The organism is Limnospira sp. PMC 289.06 (genome assembly GCF_032350395.1).
Lineage (GTDB): Bacteria > Cyanobacteriota > Cyanobacteriia > Cyanobacteriales > Microcoleaceae > Limnospira > Limnospira platensis.
Map to the genome: position 1 here is coordinate 55,659 of NZ_JARPLC010000015.1, position 6,482 is coordinate 62,140.

Genomic DNA, 6,482 nt, shown 5'->3' on the forward strand with positions numbered 1-6,482 from the left:
TCTTCTAGTGTCTCTTCTGGTGTAGCCGCTTCTGTCGGTGTCTGGGAGACCATTACATCATCAGCGATCGCCGATTCTTCTACCTCTTCCGACACTTCCGCCACTTCCGCCACCGCTTCCGTCTCTTCTAGTGTCTCTTCTGGTGTAGCCGCTTCTGTAGCTGCTTCCGCTTCACTTTCTGCCAACAACTCAGGCAAAAATTCCAAACGCTCATGCAGCGACTTTATCATCTGCTCAGTTTGAGACTGCATAGCTCGCACCAGTTCTTCAGTTCCCGCGCGAATTTCATCATTATATTGTTCTTCCAGGTTATCAATAGCATTTTGAATCTGAGTCTCCTGATCTTGTTCAAGATCAGCCCGTAGCTTCTGAATTTCTTGTTCACTGTGCTGTTGAATATTTTTGAGAGTTTCGCGAATTTCCTCCTTAGTAGTATAGTTGTCTTGCTCAAGTTGTTGTAGTTGGTTATCATAAGTCGCGATATATTCTTCCATCTTCTGAGTGCGATCTTGACTTTCGCTAATCTCGTGATCCATATCATGAAGTTGAGTTTCATAGCCTGTTAAAGACTCACCCATTTCATGAAGGCGAGTTTGGCTGGCTTGTAGATCTTGATTGACCTCTTCTAATTGAGTCTGATATCCACTCAAAAACTCATTCAATTCCTCAACCTTGCGTTCACGGCTATATAATTCCTCAGTCAAATTTCCCAACTCTTGCTGATACTCCCTCAACTGCTGGTTAGCTTCTTGAAGTTCCTCCTCACGGCTTTGTACCTGGTTGGTAAGCTCCTCAATATGGGACTGATAATATTGAGTTAGGGATTCATTGCTTTTTGTCAATTCATCTTCCTGTTCTTGTTTTAGCGTTTCTGTCATCTCTCGCAGTTGGCGATCGTAATCATCTCTTAGGGACTGGACCATTTCCTGAATCCTGACTTGATGGGCTTTCTCTAATTCCTCAGCCGAGAGGCGAATTTGTCGCTCATATTCTTCTCTCTGCTGGGTCAGGCGACGCTCTAACACAGTATAGCTAACCCCTAACCCAGCCAAACTGCCAATAATTAACATAATCAGTAAACTAATCAAATCCATAGCTAATCTCCCAATTTTTGGTAAAGTTATAGAGCAATCATCTAATCAAACCAGTTTCTAATAGCTGTGTGTCCCCAGAGTATCTAAATACGTTACCAGATTATAATCGTGTCTAACACAACTCACGAAAAACCCGACCTCCTTCGCGCCCATTTACTCATCTCTGGACGGGTGCAAGGTGTCGGTTACAGGTATTATACTCGCCAAGTTGCCACCCAAAAGGGAGTCAACGGCTGGGTGAAAAATTTGCCCGATGGTCGGGTCGAGGCAGTTTTTGAGGGTAGTCAAGCCCAAGTCCAGACAATGATTGAATGGTGTCACCAAGGACCTCCCTCCGCTCAACCTACACAGGTTAAGGTAGAGTATCAGCGAGCCGAAGGACTCTACAGCTTTGATATTCTCTACCATTAGCCTCAAAATCACCCATAGCGCGACTTAGATAAAATTAGAGCCTACCTTCAACAAATTCTTCTAGGCGCTTGAGTCCAGTTTCAATATTTTTTAAACTCGTGGCGTAGGATAAGCGAATGTGATCATCTGTTCCAAAAGCCAAGCCAGGAACTGTAGCCATTTGCTTTTCTTCTAACAAAGCATTGCAGAAGTCTACCGACCCTAAGCCGATTTTCCCGATATTGACATACATATAAAATGCGCCGTAGGGTTTAACACAGCTAATTCCGGGAATAGCGTTAAGTAGTTCATACATAACCTTCCGGCGTTCAGCAAAGGCTTGTCGCATGGTTTCTACACAGTCGAGGGGACCTTCCAAAGCAGCGATCGCTCCATATTGAGCAAAAGTGCAGACATTAGAGGTACTATGGCTTTGAATCCGGGTCATCGCCCCAATAATAGTTTTATCCCCAGCCAGATAACCTAAACGCCATCCAGTCATAGCAAAGGACTTAGCGAAACCGCTGCTAATCAGCGTCTGTTTATGGACTTCTGGGTGAGTCGCTGCTATACTCAGATGTTGCGCGCCATCATAGAGAATTTGGGAGTAAATCTCATCAGAGACCACCAAAATCCCCGACTCTACCACCACTTGCGCTAACGCTTTCAGTTCATCCGGGGTGTAAACCATCCCCGTCGGGTTTGAGGGCGAGTTAAGGACAAATAGTTTAGTTTTCGGGGTAATCGCTTGTCGCAGTAATTCTGGGGTAATCTTATACTCGGTAGCTGCATCGGTGGGCACAATGACCGGAGTCCCATCAGCCAGTTTTACCATTTCTGGGTAGCTTAACCAGTAGGGGGAAGGTATAATCACTTCATCCCCAGCCTCGATGATCGCCATCATCAACTCGGACAGGGAATGTTTCCCGCCATTGGTGACAATGATATTTTCGGCGCTATAATTAATACCCACCTCTTGAGTCAGACTGCGAGCGATTAATTCCCTCAGTTTGGGCTCTCCCGCTGCTGGACCGTACCGTGTCTTTCCTTCATCGAGTGCCTTTTTAGCCGCAGCGACTATGTGTTGGGGTGTGTCAAAGTCCGGTTCACCAACGCTGAAGTTGAGAACGTCGAGTCCCTCGGCTTTCATGGCCTTAGCCTTGGCTGATATCGCTAGGGTGACAGATTGGGGAACCTGTTCTACACGGGCTGCCAGCTTCATATCAAATTACTCTTTTTAGTAGTCTTAAACTAGAAATTCTACGGCGGGTGATGAATGTCTGCAAGCCTAATTGTTGGGCAATGATGACATTTTTTCAATTAGTTCAGGGTGCTATATCACATATTGCGTAATTTGTCAACCATCTGACTACAGTTGTGCTGAGTCCCATTGTTCCATAAGTCTGTCATCCCATCAAGTCCGGTTGACATGATCTCAAAAAAGGTAAACCATCAAATGTTAGACTTCCGATCTATAGATTCATTAATGTTGTATTCCTATTTCGATTCAGACAGCAACGATTCTAAATCCTTCGAGTTACCAGGGGCACGCCCTCACTATAACCCCGATCGCCCTGGTCAGGTTGAGCATATTTTTCTCGACCTAGTTTTCGATATTCCCGCCCAAAGTTTTCAGGGGACTTGTACTATTACCCTAAATCCGATCCGCAGTGGTATTAATACCCTCACCCTCGATGCGGTAGATATGGAAATTAATCAAGTCAAAATTGGTAAGCATGAGGTAGATTTTGACCATGATGGTCAACAATTACAGATTCATCTTAACCAACCCACAGAGGTTAATCAAACTCTGAAAATAGCGATCGACTACACTGTTGATCATCCTCAACGAGGTCTGTATTTCATCGGACCCAATTCAGATTATCCTGATAAACCGATTCAAGTTTGGACTCAAGGAGAAGATGAAGATTCCCGCTTCTGGTTTCCCTGCTTTGACTATCCTGGACAGTTAGCCACCTCAGAAATTAAAGTCCGGGTTCCCCAGGAATTTTTGGCTATTGCTAATGGTGAATTAATCGCCACGAAAACTAAGGGCGATGACCAAATTTATCATTGGTTACAAAAGCAGGTTCACCCCAGTTATTTGATAACTTTAGCTGTGGGTAAGTTTGCGGAAATAAAAGATGAGTATAATCAGATTCCGGTGGTTTATTATGTGGAAAAAAATCGCCAGGAAGATGCTCAACGTAGTCTGGGTAAAACCCCAGCTATGATTGAGTTTTTATCTCAAACTTTTGGCTATGATTATCCCTATCCCAAATATGCTCAAGTCTGCGTTGAGGATTTCATTTTTGGAGGTATGGAAAATACCTCGACAACTCTGTTAACCGATCGCTGTTTGTTGGACGAACGCGCTACCGTAGATAACCGCAATACAGAAAGCCTGGTAGTCCATGAACTCGCCCATCAATGGTTTGGTGATTTAGTGGTAATTGCCCATTGGTCTCACGCTTGGATTAAGGAGGGAATGGCTACTTATTCCGAGGTACTCTGGACTGAACATGAATATGGTGCCGATGAGGCGGCTTATTACCGATTAAATGAAGCCCGTAGCTATTTTTCTGAGGATTCTTCCCGCTATAGTCGTCCCATTGTAACTCACGTTTACCGAGAAGCGATTGAACTTTATGATCGCCATCTTTATGAAAAAGGTGCTTGTGTTTATCACATGATTCGGGCAGAATTGGGAGATGAGTTATTTGCGAAAGCTATTCATACTTTTGTGCAGGATAACGCCCATAAAACTGTGGAAACTGTGGATTTATTGAGGGCGATCGAAAAGGCGACAGGACGAAATTTGCTGTTCCTGTTTGATCAATATGTCTATCGTGGTGGACACCCTAAATATAAGGTTTCCTATTCCTGGGATAATGATAGCAAAATTGCTAAGGTGACTATTAAACAAACCCAGGCGAAAGATAGTGAGAAACTCAGTGAGGCGAATTTGTTTAATTTGAAAATCCCTATAGGTTTTGGCTACACTAAAAAATCTAAGGGAAAATCCAAAAAGAAATCCACTGAGGTGGACTTGAAAACGGTGACTGTACAAGTTAGCGATCGCGAACAGAGTTTTTACTTTCCTTTGGAAGAGAAACCTAACTTTATCAGTTTTGATGTGGGTAATAATTTCCTAAAAACTGTGACTTTAGATTATCCAGTAGCTGAGTTAAAGGCACAGCTTCAGTTTGACCCAGACCCAATTTCCCGGATTTATGCCGCCCAAGCCTTAGCTAAAAAAGGGAATTTGGCATCGGCTAAAGCCTTGGGAGAGGCGATGGTTTCTGAACCTTTCTGGGGAGTCCGGGTTGAGGTAGCTAAACAGTTAGTGAAGGTTAAACTTGATCAGTCTTTTGATGGCTTGGTTGCTGGTTTAAAAGATGAAAATCCACGAGTGCGGCGGGCGGTGGTTAATGCTTTGGCAGAAATTCACACGGCTGCAAGTTATCAGGCGATTAAACCTCTGGTGGAAAATGGTGATCCTAGTTATTATGTGGAGGCTAGTGCTATACAGGCGATCGCGAAAATAGCGGCGGGAAACACGGAGGATGAACCTACAGAAGCTGAGGCGATCGCTTTGTTAGAAATGGTATTACAAGAAAGGGCTGGTTGGAATGAGGTAGTCCGGTCTGGGGCGATTTCGGGTTTGAGTCAAATGAAAACTTCAGAAATGGCTTTAAATCTGATTTGGAAATATACCGCTAATGGTGTTCCTCAAGCCCTGCGTTTAAATGCAATCTCTAGTCTAGGTCGCATTTCCACAGGTCAAAATAACATCAATCTTGAACGTATTATTCAACGGCTTGAAGAACTAGCTAAAGAAGATTTCTTCTTAACTCAGATATCTGTGGTAACCGCTTTAAGCCAGATGGAAACTCCCAAGGCGATCGCGATTTTGAATGACCTAGCAGAACACACCATGGATGGACGGGTCAGGCGCAGGGCGGAAGAGGCTGTGCAAAAAGTCCAAAAAAACCTTGGTTCAGACAAGGCTATTAAGCAGTTACGCGAGGAACTCGACAAAATGAAAAAGGAAAATCAAGAACTACGAAGTCGCCTAGAAAACTTAGAAGCTAAAACTAAGTAATCGCCATCATGTTGGGGTAATTAGTAAATTACCCCAAGGCGGAAATTCCGGTTGATATTTATTCGGGCTGATGGCTTTGTAGCCATTCCAGCAAATCATCTATCTCCGAAAAGTCTAGTAATGCTTCTCCTAACTCCTCTAATGCGGGTAATGGTAACTGATTGATTTGACCGATGACCGTTTCTGGCAAACTGCCTAATCTCCTATTTAGCAGCCGTAAAATTAGGGATTTTTCTCCTTCGGTTGCCCCCTGTTGTAATCCCTGTTGTAATCCTTCTTGTAATCCCTGTTGTAATCCTTCTTGTAATCCTTCTTGTAATCCCTGTTGTAATCCTTGTTGTAATCCTTGTTGTAATCCTCGTTCAAGGGCTTCTTCCCAAATGTCTTGATAAATTACTGATTCTTGCATAATTTCTTGCCTCAATAATCGTTTAATCAACACTTTGTCTAATACCAAACCTGCCAGAATCGCTGTCGATGCTGCCACGTTATTTTGGGTTCTCCGGTCAGCGATCGCATTAATTTGTTCAGCTACCCGCTCTAATAACCTTTGGCGATCGCCCGTTTGAGCTAGTATCGCAAAAGGTAATAATCCCGGCACATTTATAAACGTATCTACAGGTTCTTCCCAGAGTCTAATTACCTGAAATTTATGGCGAGTTGGAGACTAGCCATCCCACCAAATCATCTATCTCCGAAAAGTCTAGTAATGCTTCTCCTAACTCCTCTAATGCGGGTAATGGTAACTGATTGATTTGACCGATGACCGTTTCTGGCAAACTGCCTAATCTCCTATTTAGCAGCCGGAAAATTAGGGCTTTTTCTCCTTCAGTTACCCCCTGTTGTAATCCTTCTTGTAATCCCTGTTGTAATCCTTCTTGTAATCCCTGTTG

At 43.7% G+C, this 6,482-nt stretch carries 4 protein-coding genes and 1 pseudogene; 2 read left to right on the forward strand and 3 right to left on the reverse strand.

Annotated elements, in window-relative coordinates; translation table 11 throughout:
* The first annotated feature begins 1,202 nt into the window (after positions 1 to 1,202).
* Positions 1,203 to 1,505 carry an acylphosphatase gene (locus tag P5674_RS05695; protein ID WP_006616647.1) on the forward strand — a complete coding sequence of 101 codons (303 nt, stop codon included), beginning with the start codon at positions 1,203 to 1,205 and terminating at the stop codon, positions 1,503 to 1,505.
* Positions 1,506 to 1,539: 34 nt separating this feature from the next.
* Here the strand turns inward: P5674_RS05695 and P5674_RS05700 are convergent, their stop codons facing one another.
* Complete coding sequence (locus tag P5674_RS05700; RefSeq protein ID WP_006616646.1) at positions 1,540 to 2,706, reverse strand: pyridoxal phosphate-dependent aminotransferase; 1,167 nt, start codon at positions 2,704 to 2,706, stop codon at positions 1,540 to 1,542.
* 264 nt (positions 2,707 to 2,970) lie between these two features.
* On the opposite strand from P5674_RS05700, the gene P5674_RS05705 reads away from it, so the two are divergent.
* Positions 2,971 to 5,589, forward strand: a complete 2,619-nt coding sequence (locus P5674_RS05705; protein ID WP_006616645.1) for a M1 family metallopeptidase — start codon at positions 2,971 to 2,973, stop codon at positions 5,587 to 5,589.
* A gap of 58 nt (positions 5,590 to 5,647) precedes the next feature.
* Here the strand turns inward: P5674_RS05705 and P5674_RS05710 are convergent.
* A pseudogene (locus P5674_RS05710) lies at positions 5,648 to 6,250 on the reverse strand (DUF4351 domain-containing protein); the annotation flags it as partial.
* Positions 6,240 to 6,482, reverse strand: a 243-nt coding sequence (locus tag P5674_RS05715; protein ID WP_315669857.1) for a DUF4351 domain-containing protein, incomplete at its 5' end; no start/stop codon positions are given. The gene P5674_RS05715 and the pseudogene P5674_RS05710, both read right to left, overlap by 11 nt.

Bases quoted from the DNA above. Each gene is read 5' to 3' on its own strand.
- P5674_RS05700 (WP_006616646.1), bottom strand. From the start codon at position 2,706: ATGAAGCTGGCAGCCCGTGTAGAACAGGTTCCCCAATCTGTCACCCTA.
- P5674_RS05705 (WP_006616645.1), top strand. From the start codon at position 2,971: ATGTTGTATTCCTATTTCGATTCAGACAGCAACGATTCTAAATCCTTC.